This window comes from Fictibacillus sp. UD, from assembly GCF_043558025.1.
In the GTDB taxonomy this organism is placed as follows: domain Bacteria; phylum Bacillota; class Bacilli; order Bacillales; family Fictibacillaceae; genus Fictibacillus.
Genome location: NZ_JARUHH010000021.1, coordinates 40,504 through 54,655, shown reverse-complemented (window position 1 = coordinate 54,655; position 14,152 = coordinate 40,504). Strand labels below are relative to the sequence as shown.

Genomic DNA, 14,152 nt, shown 5'->3' with positions numbered 1-14,152 from the left:
GTCTCCCCCTGTTAGAGTAGGACGTCGCTAGGCAAATGAGGAAGATGGATGAAAATCCATCTTCTTTTTTTGTGTTATGAAAGATTGAGGGATCTAGAAAGAGAAAAAAGGAAGAAGATGGCCGCAACCATCTTCCAGCACGCTATATTCTTCAGCATAAGCTCCAAAAATACAACCAAAAGCAGCAAGATCAGCTCATACAACGACCAACCAAGCATAAAACTAACCAAAACACCCCTGATCTCGCCTTCAAAACCTCTCCACATCAACCCAACTAAACTTAATTTCACGGTAATCCTATTTTTATTCACAGTAATCATCTATATTTTCACGGATAAGTGTCATAATTTCACGTATAAAAATTATTATCCGATTTTCGACACCAATTGCTATTAAATACCGAGCACGTTACCAACTGGACTCCTATTAACTAAACTCCTCCATTACAATTAGAGTACAAGCAAATCCCCACACCTTATTTCCACAAAGATTTATGCTACACTAGAAACTAAAAACAATGGGGAGGCCATATATAATGAAAAACGTTCATTTTGATACTTCCAGTGTACATCCTAGTGGTCATAACAGTGTAAAGTCGGTAAGTAAAATCAATCCGATCTACCAGACATCGGCTTTTTCTTTTACAGACTTAGATGATTTAGAGGATTATTTTAGAGGAAAGAACGATTACTTATATACAAGAATGAACAATCCCAACCAGAATGATTTTGCGAATGGCGTAGCTCAGCTGGAACAAGCTCCTGCGGGGGTCGTGACTTCATCGGGTATGTCAGCCATTTTAGTCGGCATCTTATCCGTTGTTCAAAGCGGTGATCATATCTTAGTATGTGATGATCTCTATGGAGGAACATATCAGCTTCTCTCTGATGATTTAAAGAGCTTTGGAATCGAGACGACATTCGTTTCCTTTAAAGATACCGAAGAAATAAAAAGAAATATTCAATCCAATACAAAACTGATCTATTCAGAATCCATAACAAATCCTCTGTTGCGTGTAGAAGAACTAGAGTCACTTGTTGCAATTGCTAAAGAACATGATCTTACAACGATGATTGATAACACTTTTGCAACGCCTTATGTGTTACAGCCGTTCACGAAGGGTGTAGATTTAGTTGTTCACAGTGCAACCAAATATCTGAATGGGCATAGTGATGTTACAGCTGGAGTTGTTGTCGGCAGGGAAGATCTCGTTGTAAAAGCACAAGCAAAAATGATTCATCTTGGCTGTAATCTTGGACCGTTTGATGCGTGGCTGGCTTCAAGAGGATTAAAGACGTTAAGCGTGCGTATGGAGCGTCATATCTCTAACGCAACCGAATTAGCACGTGAGCTAAAAGAAACAGCAGGAATTAAAACCGTATACTATCCTGAGTTTGTGAGCGAAACCGGGAATTCATCCATTGTTACAATCGAACTCGACGAACAAAGTGATGTGCATACATTCTTTAAGTCTTTGGATTGGGTTCATATTGTTCCAACTCTAGCGGGTGTTGAAACAACTGTATCCTATCCATTAGGGACGTCTCACCGTTCATTGCCAGCAGAGACATCTGAGAAGCTTGGAATAAACAAAAATGTAATCCGTATATCAGTTGGAATTGAAAACATTGATGATATTTGCAAGGTATTCAAAAACGCTGCTGAAAAAGCCCTAAAAGTATAGTACTTTAGGGCTTTAAATTGTAATAAAAACGAATTGTCCTACTTTGTCGAATTATGATATGATATCCGAGTGAAAGCGCTTCATCATATACATCAAGGGAGGCATAAAAATGAAGCCGAAACAAGAATTACATCGAGGGCTCGAGGAAAGACATATTACGCTTATGTCACTCGGAGCTGCTATTGGAGTTGGCTTATTTTTAGGTTCAGCTTCAGCGATTGAAATGGCGGGGCCAGCAATTTTACTTGCTTATGCACTCGGTGGATCCGTAATGTTTATCATTATGCGAGCACTAGGGGAGATGGCGATTCATCAGCCTGTTGCAGGGTCTTTTAGCCGATATGCAAAAAACTATATTGGACCACTCGCTGGTTATTTAACTGGCTGGAATTATTGGTTCTTATGGATCGTAACATGTATGGCGGAAATAACAGCTGTAGGTATTTATATGAAGATGTGGTACCCAGATGTGCCAACATGGATTTGGGCGTTAGCCGCATTGGTCATCATGGCCAGCGTTAACCTTCTTGCGATTAAAGCATATGGAGAGTTTGAGTTCTGGTTTGCTTTAATTAAGATCGTTGCCATCGTATTGATGATTGTTACAGGTTTAGGCATGATTTTATTTGGTTTTGGTAACGGTGGCGTTGCGACAGGAATCAGTAACCTTTGGGAGAATGGCGGATTTGCTCCGAATGGAGTGCAGGGAATCCTCATGTCCATGCAGATGGTTATGTTTGCATTCTTAGGGATTGAGATGATAGGTGTAACAGCAGGAGAGGTAAAGAATCCTGAAAAATCGATTGCTAGAGCCGTAAACACTGTTTTCTGGCGTATCCTTTTATTTTACGTTGGGGCATTATTTGTTATCATGTCCATTTATCCGTGGGATCAGATCGGAACGCAAGGAAGTCCGTTTGTGCTTACATTTGAAAAAATCGGTATCGGGCAAGCTGCTGGTATCATTAACTTTGTTGTTCTAACAGCAGCATTATCAAGCTGTAACAGTGGAATTTTCAGTACAGGTCGAATGCTGTTCAACCTAGCAGAACAAAAACAAGCACCACCAGGCCTTCATAAAGTAAGTAAAACAGGTGTACCGTCTGTAGCCGTATTAGTTTCTGCTGCAGCACTTTTAATTGGTGTAATCCTGAATTACTTAGTTCCTGAAAAAGTATTCGTTTGGGTGACAAGTATTTCAACGTTCGGAGCGATCTGGACGTGGTCCATTATCCTCGTCTCACAGCTTAAGTTCCGTAAAGGTTTAAGTGCAGAGGAAAAGAAAGCATTGAAATTTAAAGTGCCGTTCTTCCCATATGGATCATATATCGCACTAGCTATTCTTATTTTCGTGGTGGGAATCATGGCATACTTCCCAGATACACGAATCGCTTTGATTGTTGGGCCGTTCTGGTTAATATTACTAACAGTTATCTATTATGCAAAAGGGTTTAACAAACGCCCTGAAAACAACAATAAAGCAGCATAAACAGCAGGCACTGGAAAAAAATAAAATTTCCGGTGCCTAATATTTTTAAAACACTTGCATCATACTAATAAACGTGATATATTAATAAATGTCCGAAACAGTTGTTATCTAAAACCAGAAAAACAACATTTTATAACGTCGCGGGGTGGAGCAGTCTGGTAGCTCGTCGGGCTCATAACCCGAAGGTCGCAGGTTCAAATCCTGTCCCCGCAACCAAATTTATTTCATGCTCTTATAACTACATCAATTACATACAAGCTGGACCCGTGGTGTAGTGGTTAACATGCCTGCCTGTCACGCAGGAGATCGCCGGTTCGACCCCGGTCGGGTCCGCCACTTTCAAAAAACGAAACAAGGTTTCGTGTTTTTTTATGTCCAAAAGTAAGTTAAACTAAAAATATACTACTGTCACCTTAGGAGTTTTATTATGATCCTAAGGCTTTTTTATAATTTGATTTGTTTTAGAAAGCTGATGCTCAGTTGTCCTTTAGGGCTGTTGATTTCCGCTCCAGGTGCTTCGCTTTCCGCGGGGCAGACGGTGAGCCACATTCTTAACGTTTCACTTTTAAGTGTCTCACCTGCCTACCTGTCCCGCAGGAGTCTCGCACCTTGCACTCCAATCAACTTATTCATTGAAGTCCTTTAGAAAAAAGCTAACAGCAATTATCTATTTAGAGAACAAACTAAAGTTAAGGCCAGAGAGAGGAGCTCATCCATGGTTAAAGATGAATTTGACTGGATTAAAAGCATCACACCTCAGCACTTCTTTCAAAAAGAATTAGTGGCAGGCATTGGTGATGATGCTGCTCTTTTCTCTGTGAGCGAACACATGGACCAAGTAGTATGTGTCGATACAATGGTTGAAGATGTCCATTTTACAAGAAATACGTTATCACCCTATCAAGTGGGTTTCAAAGCGCTTGCTGTGAACGTAAGTGATATTGCAGCGATGGGCGGTATTCCTCAGTTCTATTTAGTCTCTATTGCTATATCTCCAGACTGGAACGAAAAAGAGCTGCAAGAAATCTATGAAGGTATGGCCGAACTTGCGAAGACGTTTCATATCGATCTCATTGGCGGAGACACCGTTTCAACAAAAGGCCCTCTAGTATTAACGGTGACGGTTATTGGAAAAGTAGAAAAAGGGAGACATCTTTTTCGAAGCAATGCAAAGCCGGGTGATTCCGTATTTTTAACAGGTACAACAGGTGAATCTGCTGCGGGGCTCAATTTATTACTCGAGAAAACAAGGCATTCCGTTTTTACAGATAACGAGAAACAGTGGGTTCAGCAGCATCAAATGCCTGCACCTCATATTCAGCAAGGAAGAATTCTCGCTAAGAGTGGTTTTCGAGTATCACTGAACGATGTTAGTGATGGAATTGCAAGTGAACTAAATGAAATTGCAGAATCAAGCGGTGTCACGATACATATCCAGAGTGGCATGCTACCTGTAAGTCCCACTTTCGCTGAATTACAAGAAAACAATAGGCTTACCCACCAATTATATGGGGGAGAAGATTATGTGCTAGTTGGAACGGCTTCTAAAGAAGACTTTGTGAAACTGGCTGCAGCATTCCAACAACATTCCCTTCCCCTATATGAAATCGGGAAAGTTGGAGAAGCTGATAAGACAGCGGTTTATCTGCATAAGAAGGATGAGGAGCCAGAACTTCTCGAGAAAAAAGGTTTTAATCATTTTAGGGAAAGGTAAGGAGAAGGCATGAGTACATATCATTACAAAACGAAGTCAGCGGAAGAAACGATGTCTTTTGCGGAAAAGCTGGGCTCTATTCTTCAAAAAGGAGATGTGCTTACTCTTGCTGGAGATCTTGGAGCAGGTAAGACGACTTTCACAAAAGGGCTCGCAAAAGGACTCGGAATTACGCGCACAGTGAACTCTCCTACTTTTACTATCATTAAAGAATACAAAGGCCGGTTGCCGTTATATCATATGGACGTGTATCGTTTAGAAGACTCTGATGAAGATCTAGGCTTTGAAGAGTATTTCTCAGGTGACGGAGTCTGTGTGGTTGAGTGGGCAGTTTTTATAGAAGAGTATTTGCCAGAGGAAAGATTGGAGCTCGTGATCTTGCATAAAGGCGATGAAGAGCGCGAGATACAAGTAACACCTATCGGCAACAGATACGAAGAACGTGTTAAGGAGATTATGTAATGAAAGTTCTTGCAATAGATACATCCAATCTTGTGATGGGGATCTCTGTATTGGATGAAGGAAAAGTGCTCGGTGAGTATATTACAAATTTAAAAAAGAATCATTCGATACGAGTCATGCCAGCAATTGAAGAAGTGCTTAAAGAGACAGGCGTAAAACCTGCTGATCTGGATCGAATCGTGGTTGCCAAAGGACCAGGATCTTATACAGGAGTTCGAATCGGCGTAACAATCGCAAAGACACTCGCTTGGACGCTGAAAAAAGACCTTGTAGGTGTCTCGAGTTTAGAAGTTTTAGCTCAAAGCGGTAAATATTTTGACGGGTCTGTGGTGCCGCTATTTGATGCGCGCCGTACGCAATTATTTACAGGGCTTTACGGCCAAGATGAATCAGGAGAATTTCAAAATCTTTGGGAGGACCGGATCATTTTATTAAGTGATTGGCTGGAAAAGGTGAAAACATTAGATAAGAGAATTTTATTTGTTGGAAACGATCTTCCACTGCATCAGGACACGATAAAAGAAGTGTTAGGAGATCAAGCTGTAATTGGCACTGTATCGGATCATAATCCGCGGCCGAGTGAACTAGGCCGTATCGGAATGTTGAGAGATCCGGATGATATCCATTCGTTTACTCCAAGCTATCTTCAGTTGGCTGAAGCAGAAGTGAACTGGCTGAAGTCACAGGGGAAGTAGGGATAACTGATGGGAGAGGCTTATACATTCAGGTTGGCAAAAGTAAGTGATATTGATGATATTTTAGGGATTGAGCAAGCATCGTTTACCGTTCCTTGGTCCAGAGAAGCTTTTTATAGAGAGATTGTTGAGAACCAATTTGCCTATTACCTCGTGATTGAAGATTCCTTTCAGCCGATCGGTTATTGTGGAATCTGGCTTGTTATGGACGAAGCACACGTAACGAATATTGCGATTCTGCCGTCGTACAGAGGGAGACGGCTTGGGGAAATGCTCATGAAAGAAGCCATTAAGCTTGCGAAAGCACAGGGTGCTCGAACGATGACGCTAGAAGCGCGCGTAAGCAATCATGTTGCGCAGAATTTATATAAAAAGCTTGGATTTGAAGCAGGCGGTATTCGAAAAAACTATTATAGCGATAATGGTGAAGATGCTTTAGTAATGTGGGTGGAATTATGATAAAAAATGAATTGATATTAGCGATAGAAACAAGCTGTGATGAAACAGCGGTTGCGATTCTAAAGAACGGCACAGAGCTGCTCGCAAACGTTGTTGCCTCTCAAATAGAGAGTCATAAACGATTCGGCGGTGTCGTTCCTGAGGTGGCGTCACGCCATCATGTGGAACAAATTACGATCGTGATCGAAGAAGCCTTGAATCAAGCGGAAATTGAGCCTTCGGATTTAACAGCAGTCGCTGTAACAGAAGGTCCTGGGTTAGTCGGCGCGCTTTTGATCGGTGTTAATGCTGCTAAAGCATTTGCCTTTGCACACGGCTTGCCGCTCGTTCCTGTACATCATATTGCAGGACACATCTATGCAAACCGACTTGTAAAAGAGATGACTTTTCCATTGCTGTCCCTAATCGTTTCTGGCGGACATACCGAGCTTGTTTTAATGGAGGAGCACGGAACGTTTAAAGTAATCGGTGAAACGAGGGACGATGCAGCAGGGGAAGCGTATGACAAAGTGGCGCGAACGCTGAACATGCCGTACCCAGGCGGTCCTCATATCGATAAGCTGGCGCAAGAAGGGGAACCGAACATTGACTTGCCTCGAGCTTGGCTAGAACCGGATTCACTTGATTTTAGCTTTAGCGGGTTGAAGTCTGCAGTAATCAACACGGTTCACAATGCAGCGCAGCGCGGTGAAGTGATTAAACCGGAAGACTTAGCAGCAAGCTTTCAAGCGAGCGTTGTGGAAGTGCTTGTGGAAAAAACGTACCGTGCTGCAGAGCAATATAACGTGAAGCAAGTATTGCTAGCTGGTGGAGTAGCTGCAAACAAAGGTCTTCGCCAAACGTTAGAGAAGCGGTTTGCTGGAACACAGTATGACCTAGTGATTCCACCGCTGCACTTATGCACAGATAATGCGGCTATGATTGCTGCCGCGGGCAGTGTTGCGTATCAAAAGGGTACGCGAGGAGACATGTCATTAAATGGTGTGCCAGGACTTGATTTAGAAGCGCAATAAAAAGGTAAGCTCTTTTCCTAATGGGGAAAGAGCTTTTTTATTTATCGACCGAAGTAGACCTCATTCGACACAATATCCCTTATTTTTTGTGGAAAAGTTATGCACAGGATTGTGGATAATGTGGACAAAGCTTTTGAAACATTTGTAATAAAGGGTTTATGTTATACACAATTCACATAAAGTATACACATGTTCGTGTGGATAAAGTGGATAACTTGAATTTAAAAATGAAATCCACAAGTCGAACTGTGGATAAATGATAAAGCTGACATGCCTCACAACTTTGTGAGGATGCCAGCCTTTAGTTTATGCGTTCTGCAGTTCTTCCCATTCTTCCATTAAGGATTCCATTTCTTCGTTCAACTTATCTAGCTGCGATTGGAACTCTTGTGTTTTTTCGTAGTCTTGGAATACTTCTGGTTTACAAAGCTCGCCCTCTGCGTAAGTTATCTTGCTTTCGAGCCCTTCTAAAAGACCTTCGATTTCCTCAATGCGGCGCTGGCGTTTTCGATCTTGTTTTTTCGCTTCTTTATCGATTGAGTTTTTTGCACCGTTCACCTGGTTTGAGGAAGGTGTGTTTACTGCGTTTTCTGCTTTCTGACGCTCAGCAATTTCTTCCCGGGCTTTCATCTCGTTCTTTTTCTCTGTGTAATAGTCGTAGTCACCCAAATATTCGGTCATACCGGTTGGTGCGAGTTCAACGACCTTCGTTGCGATGCGGTTTATAAAATAACGGTCATGCGACACGAATAGGATCGTACCTGGATAAGAAATTAGTGCTTGTTCAAGGATTTCTTTGCTATCCAAATCCAAATGATTCGTCGGCTCGTCCAGGAGAAGGAGGTTCCCTTTTTCCATCATAAGTTTTGCAAGTGCAAGCCGTGCTTTTTGACCTCCGCTTAACTCCGTAACAAGCTTCAGCACATCGTCACCGCTAAACAGGAACTGTCCGAGTATAGAACGAATCTCTTTTTCCGTTTTTTCCGGATAGTCATCCCACAGTTCGTTTAAAAGTGTTTTGCGTGAATGGAGGTCCGCCTGTTCTTGATCATAATGAGAGATCTTCAGCCCGCTGCCATAGCGTATATCGCCCGATATGAGCGGCAATTTTTTTCGAATGACTTTAAGCAGAGTCGATTTGCCGATTCCGTTGGGTCCGACAATCGCCACGCTATCCTGGCGGTTAACTGCTAATTGAACGTTTTTAAATAGCGGTTCATCGTCTTCATAACCCGTACTCACATTCTCGAGCTTCAGCACGTCATTGCCGCTTTGTTTTTCAATATCAAACGAGAAGGAAGCAGACTTTTCAGCACCAGCGGGACGCTCTTTCAGCTCCATCTTCTCAAGCTGCTTACGACGGCTTTGAGCTCGTTTCGTTGTAGAAGCACGCACAATGTTACGCTGAATAAAATCTTCTAACTTCGCCACTTGATCTTGCTGCTTCTCAAACTCTTTCATCTCTTGAGCAAATCGCTCTGCTTTTTGCTCGAGATAGCTAGAATAGTTTCCTACGAATCGGAATGATCGCTTTCTCGATACTTCATAAACAGTCGTTACAATCTTATCGAGGAAATAACGGTCATGGGAAACGATCAATATACCGCCTGGATAACTCTGTAAATACTGCTCAAGCCACGTTAGTGTTTTGATGTCTAAGTGGTTGGTCGGCTCATCAAGAATAAGAAGATCCGGCTTCGTTAAAAGGAGCTTTGCCAGCGCAAGGCGTGTTTTTTGCCCACCGCTCAGTGTATTGATCTTCGTATCGCGATCAAAATCGGCAAATTGAAAGCCGTGCAGCACAGTGCGGATCTCAGCTTCGTACTGATAGCCGCCTTCATCTTTAAACGTGACTTGCAGTGCGTCGTAGTCTTTAAGGAGGCGTTCGTATTCAACTTCATTTTCGAGGACTTCCGGATCGCCCATACGCGCTTCCATCTCACGCAGCTTTTTTTCTTTTTTACGAATATCTTCAAAAACAGAAAGCATCTCGTTCCAAATTGTTTCATCAGAGTCCAGTCCTGCGTCTTGCGCTAGGTATCCTGTCTTAACGTCTTTTGGAATCATGATATGACCAGAATCATAAGAATACTCTCCTGTAATCACACGAAGCAGCGTGGACTTGCCAGCACCGTTTCTACCAACTAAAGCAATGCGCTCACCTTTTTGAACTTCTAATTTTATATTCGATAAAATGACGTCCGCACCAAAAGACTTCGTAACGTCTTGAACTTGTAAAATAATCATTGTAATTTCACCTCTGTAAAAACGGGTGGTTTTAATTAAAGACTCTGTTTCAAAAGATTGTTTTACTTAAAAATGCAGTAAAAATACTTCTTTGAAAAGTTGGTTGTAGCGCAAGGTGCGAGACTCCTGCGGGACAAGCGGTCAGGTGAGACCCTTAATGGCGCAAAGCGGCAAGGGGCTCACCGCCTGCCCCGCGGAAAGCGAAGCGCCTGAAGCGGAAATCAACTACTTTCAACATGCAATCAGTCTTTAAATAACAATCAAACCCTGTCTACTTAGTAGTTTAGCGTAGTTTGGAGATTCGCGCCAACAAAGGGAATGTTCAACATTTTGCAATAATTACAAGTAAAATCATAACGACAATAAAAGCGGTTTCGTGTATATTCATCATGAGGAGGGGTTTTATGATAGAGTTTACCCATTTTAACGAAGAAGGCCGTGCTCGAATGGTCGATATTTCGGAAAAAGAAACATCTCACCGAACAGCGATAGCGGTAAGCGGGGTAACCGTTTCAGAAGAAGTCTTCCTTAAAATTAAAGATAATGGATTTAAAAAAGGGGACGTTCTAGCCGTAGCGCAGGTCGCTGGAATCATGGCTGCCAAAAAGACCTCTGACTGGATTCCGATGTGCCACCCACTATCACTTACAGGTGTTGATCTATCCTTTCACTGGGATGAATTGGTGAACCGCTACTATAAATTAAATATACAAGCTGAAGTTAAAACAAAAGGAAGCACCGGCGTTGAGATGGAAGCATTAACTGCGGCTTCTGCTGCAGCTCTTACCGTCTATGACATGTGTAAAGCGGCAGACAAAGGAATGGTGATCGGGCCTACATATCTTGTGTCCAAAACAGGAGGAAAGAATGGCGACTTTCTACGTTCTTCAAGCCCTGACAAAGTATGATACAATAGGAATAGATAAGCTTTCTACACATGGAGGGCTCCATATATGAACCAAGAACAGTTAAAAATACCACATGCAACAGCAAAACGGCTGCCCTTGTATTATCGTTTTTTGAAAAACTTATCATCTTCCGGTAAACAAAGGGTATCATCAGCTGAATTAAGTGAAGCGGTTAAAGTAGATTCTGCAACGATTCGCAGAGATTTTTCCTACTTTGGCGCATTAGGTAAAAAGGGTTATGGCTACAATGTTAATTATCTGTTGTCGTTTTTCGCGAAAACCTTGAACCAAGACGAAACAACAACAGTGGCGTTAATTGGAGTAGGTAACTTAGGCACGGCCTTTTTGCACTACAATTTCACCAAAAATAATAATACAAAGATAGAAATCGCATTTGATGTAGATACAGCCAAAATCGGTACAGAGATAGCGGGAGTACCCATCTACCACACGGAAGACATCGAGCAAGAACTGCAGAAGCGGAACATCGATGTTGCCATTCTCACCGTACCCGTAGGAGCGGCTCAGCCGATCGCGGATCAGCTCGAGCGCGCAGGTGTAACGGGGATATTGAACTTTACACCAGCTAGGTTAACGGTCTCGCCAAAAATTCGTGTGCATCATATTGATTTAGCCGTTGAATTACAATCACTTGTTTATTTTATGAAAAACTACTCTTAAAACAAGGAGGTAATCTTTATGTTAGGACCAGGAAGTATCGCAGTAATCGGACTTGCAGCTCTTGTTATGTTTGGGCCAAAAAAGCTGCCTGAGTTAGGGAAAGCTGCAGGGAAAACGCTTCGCGAGTTCAAGAATGCTACAAAAGGCATGATGGACGAAGAAGATGACAACAAAAAGGAAAGCGAACAACTGAAGAAGTAAGGATGTTTTTCTATGACCTCTGAAAAAAATATGTCGCTATACGGTCACATTGGCGAATTAAGAAAGCGTATCATGTGGGCAATTCTAGCCTTCTTTTTGTTCTTGATCGCAGGATTTTTCTTAGCGAAGCCCGTAATTGTATATCTGCAAAGTGATCCAATTGCAAAGAACATTCAGATGAACGCTTTTCATCTAACTGACCCACTGAATGTCTACATGACGTTCGCCTTCTTTATCGGGCTCGTCTTATCAGCACCAGTGGTCTTATATCAGCTTTGGGCATTCATCAGCCCTGGGCTTTACGAGAACGAAAGAAAAGTAACATTGATGTACATTCCGATTGCGTTCGTGCTCTTTTTAACAGGACTTGCATTTTCTTACTTTATTCTATTTCCATTCGTCGTAAGTTTTATGGGAAATGTCGCTGAGGCCTTAAGTGTTGAAGGAGAATACGGAATTCAGGAATACTTCTCGTTCCTATTCAACATCACTCTGCCGTTCGGATTGTTATTCCAGTTCCCAGTCTTGATCATGTTTTTAACAAGACTCGGTATTGTAACACCTGATTTGTTAAAGAGCATCCGGAAGGTAGCCTACTTTGGAATCTTAGTAGTAGCGGGTCTCATCACACCGCCAGAACTGCTGTCACACTTAATGGTTACGTTCCCGCTTATACTTTTATATGAGATTAGCATTATCATATCGAGAACAGCATACAAAAAAAGAATGAAAGCAGAAGTCGAAGCCCTCGTGAAGGAACGAGAAGCTGAGGCAGAATCCGCTTTTCATGATTAAAAAAGAGGATTGCTCCAAGTGGAGGATCCTCTTTTTTTTGCGGAAAATTAAAGTGGACAGTAAAAATGGCAGAGTGGACAGTAAATTTACAAAAGTGGACAGTAAATCAGCGAAAGTCGACAGTAAAACTCAAAAAGTGGACAGTATTTTCGTAAAAGTCGACAGTAAGCTCTGAGGAGGCTGTGCTTGCAGGCAGACTGTCAAATTGACGAGTGAATCTGTCTGATTCGAAGATTAATCTGTCGGATTGGTCACATAATCTGTCCAATTCAAAATTCACCACCATCAAACAAAAAAACTGCCTCCATCAAGGGGCAGTTTTTGCTATTATTTCTTCTTCCGTTTTCTTTTTAAGTGGTTGTTTAAAGCGAAATAGCGGATGGCATTGGCAAAATCAAAGGTTGCTACGACCATTGTAATGATCGTCCAGAAGCTCGTCATGCCGTATTCGTTAGAGTAGTGGACAGCCAAGTATGTAAAGACAAGTCCGATCCCTAAATATAAAAATGCCATAAACAGTGGTGATGTCTTCATAATAGTCCTCCAATAATCAATTGCGCTGTTTCTAGCTGCTTTTCCATCTTCTGAATCTCGTCAGCAAAGAATACTTGAACGATCAGAACGAGCGTATTCATGGCAACGTGTGCCGCGATCGGAACAATGAGGCGTTTTGTGCGAACATAAAGGTACGCGAACGTGAAGCCCATTGCCGTATAGATTAATAAGTGTGTAAAGTCCGCATGAACAGCAGCAAAGATTAGAGAACTGATCAAAGCAGAGATAAAGAAGTTAAAGCGTTTATGAAGAGAGCCGAAAATAATCTTTCGGAAGATGATCTCTTCTAGTATTGGCCCAACGATGGCCGTTACAATCATAAAATATTTTACGTTTTTCACGATTTCAACAAGGTTTTTCGTATTTTCAGATCCTGGCTGTATGCCAAACAGATTCATTTCGATCATGCTGGCGATAATTTGAGCGGCATACGCCATAAAAATTCCGATGATCGACCATAGGACTGCAGAACCTCTTGATACGCGCTCAGAGTCTCTGTGCCTGCTTTTCATTTCAGGAATCAGCATGTAAAGGATGATAATAAGAGCGGCGATGAAACTGATCGTTCCCCACATTCCAAATAGTTGTTTTCTAGGAACACCAAGTTCGTTTAGAAGAGGAACTCCGATGTAGCCTGAGAATTGCATAGCGATATATATGAAGATGATCCACCAATATTTTTTCTTCAAATTACCTTCTCCTTTACTTCCGCACCCAATAATTTAAGTCTGATACCTCTTTATATGCTTACCCATTTTAACATAGAATAGGCAGGGCTCGCGAGGATATCGAATTTAAGAAGAATTCAGATTAAATTTTAAATTTCCCGCTTGCAAAATTTTTTAGTTTTATTTATTATTAGAAATGGAGTTAGCACTCACTAACCAAGAGTGCTAATAAGAAATTCTTTTAACTATTTAAGGAGGGTGTTTCACTTGTTAAAGCCATTAGGTGACCGTATTATTATTGAGCTTGTAGAAGGTGAAGAAAAAACTGCAAGCGGCATTGTATTGCCAGATTCAGCAAAAGAAAAGCCTCAAGAAGGAAAAGTTGTTGCTGTAGGTACGGGCCGTGTGACGGATAACGGCGAGCGTATCTCTTTAGAAGTTTCTGAAGGAAACACGATTATTTTCTCAAAATACGCTGGTACAGAAGTAAAGTACCAAGGTAAAGAATACTTGATTCTTCGTGAGTCTGACGTATTAGCGATCGTAGGCTAATCGTTAGGTAACTTGGAAGCTTCAATATT

The 14,152-nt window shown here is 41.8% G+C and carries 15 protein-coding genes and 2 tRNA genes; 14 read left to right on the top strand and 3 right to left on the bottom strand.

What is annotated here, in order from left to right; all coding sequences use genetic code 11:
* Positions 1 to 535: 535 nt before the first annotated feature.
* From P8610_RS19280 to tsaD, 9 genes are all read left to right on the top strand, one after another.
* Positions 536 to 1,684 carry a trans-sulfuration enzyme family protein gene (locus P8610_RS19280; RefSeq protein ID WP_394605828.1) on the top strand — a complete coding sequence of 383 codons (1,149 nt, stop codon included), beginning with the start codon at positions 536 to 538 and terminating at the stop codon, positions 1,682 to 1,684.
* A 109-nt stretch (positions 1,685 to 1,793) separates the two neighbouring features.
* Complete coding sequence (locus tag P8610_RS19275) at positions 1,794 to 3,173, top strand: amino acid permease (RefSeq protein WP_394605827.1); 1,380 nt, start codon at positions 1,794 to 1,796, stop codon at positions 3,171 to 3,173.
* A gap of 139 nt (positions 3,174 to 3,312) precedes the next feature.
* Positions 3,313 to 3,389 (top strand) — tRNA-Met (locus tag P8610_RS19270).
* 44 nt (positions 3,390 to 3,433) lie between these two features.
* Positions 3,434 to 3,509 (top strand) — tRNA-Asp (locus tag P8610_RS19265).
* A gap of 379 nt (positions 3,510 to 3,888) precedes the next feature.
* On the top strand, positions 3,889 to 4,887 hold the full coding sequence (thiL, locus tag P8610_RS19260) for a thiamine-phosphate kinase (protein WP_394605826.1): 999 nt from the start codon (positions 3,889 to 3,891) through the stop codon (positions 4,885 to 4,887).
* Positions 4,888 to 4,896: 9 nt separating this feature from the next.
* Entirely contained in the window at positions 4,897 to 5,349 is a 453-nt protein-coding gene (gene tsaE / locus P8610_RS19255) for a tRNA (adenosine(37)-N6)-threonylcarbamoyltransferase complex ATPase subunit type 1 TsaE (protein WP_394605825.1), read from the top strand.
* On the top strand, positions 5,349 to 6,044 hold the full coding sequence (gene tsaB, locus P8610_RS19250) for a tRNA (adenosine(37)-N6)-threonylcarbamoyltransferase complex dimerization subunit type 1 TsaB (RefSeq protein ID WP_394605824.1): 696 nt from the start codon (positions 5,349 to 5,351) through the stop codon (positions 6,042 to 6,044). The genes tsaE and tsaB overlap by 1 nt, the downstream gene beginning before the upstream one ends.
* Before the next feature lie 9 nt (positions 6,045 to 6,053).
* A complete protein-coding gene (gene rimI / locus P8610_RS19245) occupies positions 6,054 to 6,503 on the top strand; it encodes a ribosomal protein S18-alanine N-acetyltransferase (protein WP_394605823.1) in 450 nt (149 codons plus the stop codon).
* Positions 6,500 to 7,516: a tRNA (adenosine(37)-N6)-threonylcarbamoyltransferase complex transferase subunit TsaD gene (tsaD, locus tag P8610_RS19240; protein WP_394605822.1), complete on the top strand. Its 1,017-nt coding sequence runs from the start codon at positions 6,500 to 6,502 to the stop codon at positions 7,514 to 7,516. The genes rimI and tsaD overlap by 4 nt, the downstream gene beginning before the upstream one ends.
* Before the next feature lie 306 nt (positions 7,517 to 7,822).
* On the opposite strand, the gene P8610_RS19235 is transcribed toward tsaD, so the two are convergent.
* Complete coding sequence (locus P8610_RS19235) at positions 7,823 to 9,763, bottom strand: ABC-F family ATP-binding cassette domain-containing protein (protein WP_394605821.1); 1,941 nt, start codon at positions 9,761 to 9,763, stop codon at positions 7,823 to 7,825.
* 404 nt (positions 9,764 to 10,167) lie between these two features.
* On the opposite strand from P8610_RS19235, the gene moaC reads away from it, so the two are divergent.
* The 4 genes from moaC to tatC are packed head-to-tail and all read left to right on the top strand — an operon-like array spanning position 10,168 to position 12,348.
* Positions 10,168 to 10,671 carry a cyclic pyranopterin monophosphate synthase MoaC gene (gene moaC / locus P8610_RS19230; protein ID WP_394605820.1) on the top strand — a complete coding sequence of 168 codons (504 nt, stop codon included), beginning with the start codon at positions 10,168 to 10,170 and terminating at the stop codon, positions 10,669 to 10,671.
* Positions 10,672 to 10,716: 45 nt separating this feature from the next.
* Positions 10,717 to 11,352 carry a redox-sensing transcriptional repressor Rex gene (locus tag P8610_RS19225; protein ID WP_289497415.1) on the top strand — a complete coding sequence of 212 codons (636 nt, stop codon included), beginning with the start codon at positions 10,717 to 10,719 and terminating at the stop codon, positions 11,350 to 11,352.
* Between the two features lie 18 nt (positions 11,353 to 11,370).
* Positions 11,371 to 11,553: a twin-arginine translocase TatA/TatE family subunit gene (locus tag P8610_RS19220; protein ID WP_066242562.1), complete on the top strand. Its 183-nt coding sequence runs from the start codon at positions 11,371 to 11,373 to the stop codon at positions 11,551 to 11,553.
* 12 nt (positions 11,554 to 11,565) lie between these two features.
* Positions 11,566 to 12,348, top strand: a complete 783-nt coding sequence (gene tatC, locus P8610_RS19215) for a twin-arginine translocase subunit TatC (RefSeq protein WP_289497413.1) — start codon at positions 11,566 to 11,568, stop codon at positions 12,346 to 12,348.
* A gap of 327 nt (positions 12,349 to 12,675) precedes the next feature.
* Here the strand turns inward: tatC and P8610_RS19210 are convergent, their stop codons facing one another.
* Positions 12,676 to 12,882, bottom strand: coding sequence for a YdiK family protein (locus P8610_RS19210; RefSeq protein ID WP_289497412.1), 207 nt, complete (start codon positions 12,880 to 12,882; stop codon positions 12,676 to 12,678).
* Complete coding sequence (locus P8610_RS19205) at positions 12,879 to 13,592, bottom strand: CPBP family intramembrane glutamic endopeptidase (RefSeq protein WP_289497411.1); 714 nt, start codon at positions 13,590 to 13,592, stop codon at positions 12,879 to 12,881. Before P8610_RS19205 ends, P8610_RS19210 begins: the two co-directional genes overlap by 4 nt.
* 246 nt (positions 13,593 to 13,838) lie before the next feature.
* Between P8610_RS19205 and groES the strand changes: the two genes are divergently transcribed.
* On the top strand, positions 13,839 to 14,123 hold the full coding sequence (groES, locus tag P8610_RS19200; protein WP_066242572.1) for a co-chaperone GroES: 285 nt from the start codon (positions 13,839 to 13,841) through the stop codon (positions 14,121 to 14,123).
* Positions 14,124 to 14,152: the final 29 nt, after the last annotated feature.

Coding starts and splice junctions, on each gene's coding strand:
- P8610_RS19280 (WP_394605828.1), top strand. CDS start 536: ATGAAAAACGTTCATTTTGATACTTCCAGTGTACATCCTAGTGGTCAT.
- P8610_RS19275 (WP_394605827.1), top strand. CDS start 1,794: ATGAAGCCGAAACAAGAATTACATCGAGGGCTCGAGGAAAGACATATT.
- thiL (WP_394605826.1), top strand. CDS start 3,889: ATGGTTAAAGATGAATTTGACTGGATTAAAAGCATCACACCTCAGCAC.
- tsaE (WP_394605825.1), top strand. CDS start 4,897: ATGAGTACATATCATTACAAAACGAAGTCAGCGGAAGAAACGATGTCT.
- tsaB (WP_394605824.1), top strand. CDS start 5,349: ATGAAAGTTCTTGCAATAGATACATCCAATCTTGTGATGGGGATCTCT.
- rimI (WP_394605823.1), top strand. CDS start 6,054: ATGGGAGAGGCTTATACATTCAGGTTGGCAAAAGTAAGTGATATTGAT.
- tsaD (WP_394605822.1), top strand. CDS start 6,500: ATGATAAAAAATGAATTGATATTAGCGATAGAAACAAGCTGTGATGAA.
- P8610_RS19235 (WP_394605821.1), bottom strand. CDS start 9,763: ATGATTATTTTACAAGTTCAAGACGTTACGAAGTCTTTTGGTGCGGAC.
- moaC (WP_394605820.1), top strand. CDS start 10,168: ATGATAGAGTTTACCCATTTTAACGAAGAAGGCCGTGCTCGAATGGTC.
- P8610_RS19225 (WP_289497415.1), top strand. CDS start 10,717: ATGAACCAAGAACAGTTAAAAATACCACATGCAACAGCAAAACGGCTG.
- P8610_RS19220 (WP_066242562.1), top strand. CDS start 11,371: ATGTTAGGACCAGGAAGTATCGCAGTAATCGGACTTGCAGCTCTTGTT.
- tatC (WP_289497413.1), top strand. CDS start 11,566: ATGACCTCTGAAAAAAATATGTCGCTATACGGTCACATTGGCGAATTA.
- P8610_RS19210 (WP_289497412.1), bottom strand. CDS start 12,882: ATGAAGACATCACCACTGTTTATGGCATTTTTATATTTAGGGATCGGA.